The 1,470-nt window shown below is 66.4% G+C and carries 1 protein-coding gene; it reads right to left on the bottom strand.

From position 1 onward, the window contains the following. Positions 1-22 precede the first annotated feature (22 nt). A complete protein-coding gene (locus ACLMAL_RS39540) occupies positions 23-1,222 on the bottom strand; it encodes an IS110 family transposase (RefSeq protein WP_412003755.1) in 1,200 nt (399 codons plus the stop codon). Between the last annotated feature and the right edge of the window lie 248 nt (positions 1,223-1,470).

The raw sequence follows: 1,470 nt of genomic DNA, 5'->3' as shown, positions 1-1,470 counted from the left end.
GATGAGTTCCCTGAGTCAACCCCTATGCGGCAATCGCGTTCTGGCCGGGTTGTTTGAGGGCAGAGTCGTAGCCCGTTTTGTCGCGCCAGCAAGCCCAGATGATGCGCAACCAGGAGCGGCCGATGGTTCGGATCGCGTGGGGATGTCGTTGTCCTCGTTCGCGGGCTGCGATGTAGCGTTGCGCGGCCCAGGGGCTGGCCCGGCGGCTGTTGTCGATCCAGGTGATGAGTGCTTGTCGAGCGCGTCGGTTGGTGGCGTGGCGGAATCCGACGGTGTGGCTCTTGCCGGACGTGCGTGTGACGGGGGCGAGCCCGGTTTCGGCGGCGAGCTGATCGAAACTGATGGCGCGCTCCAGGATCGGGCCGACCTCGCCGATGATCTGAGCGAGGTTGAGCACCCCGATTCGGGGCAGATCGGCCAGCAGCGACGCGTAGGGGTGGTTTGCGACGGCCTCGGCGATGACGGTGTCGAGTTCGTCGAGGCTGGCCTGGATCGATGCCACGAGGTCGGTTTGGGTGCGCACGAGCCGGGCGATCACGGGCGCTGCGATGCGGCTGGCCGGTTCGGGTGCCGAGCGCAGGCGTGTGAGCAGTTCGGCGCCGCTGCGGCGTCCGCTGTAGCCGTGGCGGGCGCAGAACTTGTCGAGCTGTGCGGCGGTGAGCCGTGCGGCGGATTCGGGGTGGGGGTAGCGGCGCAGGAACGCGACGGTGATGTCAGAGTTCAGTTTCGCGAAGATCGCGCCCGCGCCGGGCCAGTGGGTGTCCAGCAGTGCGGCGAGCTGGTTGACCGCGGCGATGCGCTGGCCGAGGTGGTCGGCGCGCATACGAGTCAGCGCCTGCAACTCGAGGGTTTCCGGCATGGTCGGCACCAGGGTCGGCAACCGGTGGGCGTCGGTACGCAGGTAGTCGGCCAGTTTGAACGCGTCACCGGGATCGTTCTTCGCTCGCGCCGCGCCCCAACGGGGTCTGGCCGCGTGAAAAGCGTTGGGATGCACCGGAACTACCGGATATCCGGCGGCGAGCAGCCGATCCACGACAAGGCCGCGAGTGGCTTCGATGCATACCGGCATGACACTGCTGGTCGCGTGAGTGCTCAGCCGGCGCAGCGCGTCAGCGATGCCTTCTTCGGTGTGTTTCACCGCGAACTGGTCGAGGCGGTCCCCGTTGTCGTCGAGCACGGTCACATCGTGGGCACCCATGCCCCAGTCCCAACCAACGAACACTGGCGTTGTGCTCCTTCGAGGTCGATGTCATACCTCGTCGGAATCGAGGGCCACTGCCGGGAGCTCACTAATCGGCCCTCTGTGGGGCATGTCCCTGACGCCGGTCGTTGGCCCTCGGCCCGGTGGGGCTGGCAGTACTCATCGTGGCCATCAAATGGCTCGCGACCATGGCCATGCACCCACCGGAACCGAGAGATAACAACCCTATCTGTTCGGGTTGCAGAAGGGATGGTGCCCTAGTGAGCGAC

Origin of the sequence: Nocardia sp. CWNU-33 (genome assembly GCF_046764895.1) — a bacterium.
Lineage (GTDB): Bacteria > Actinomycetota > Actinomycetes > Mycobacteriales > Mycobacteriaceae > Nocardia.
The sequence above is the reverse complement of the archived record's forward strand: the minus strand, read 5'-3'. Positions and strand labels throughout refer to the sequence as shown.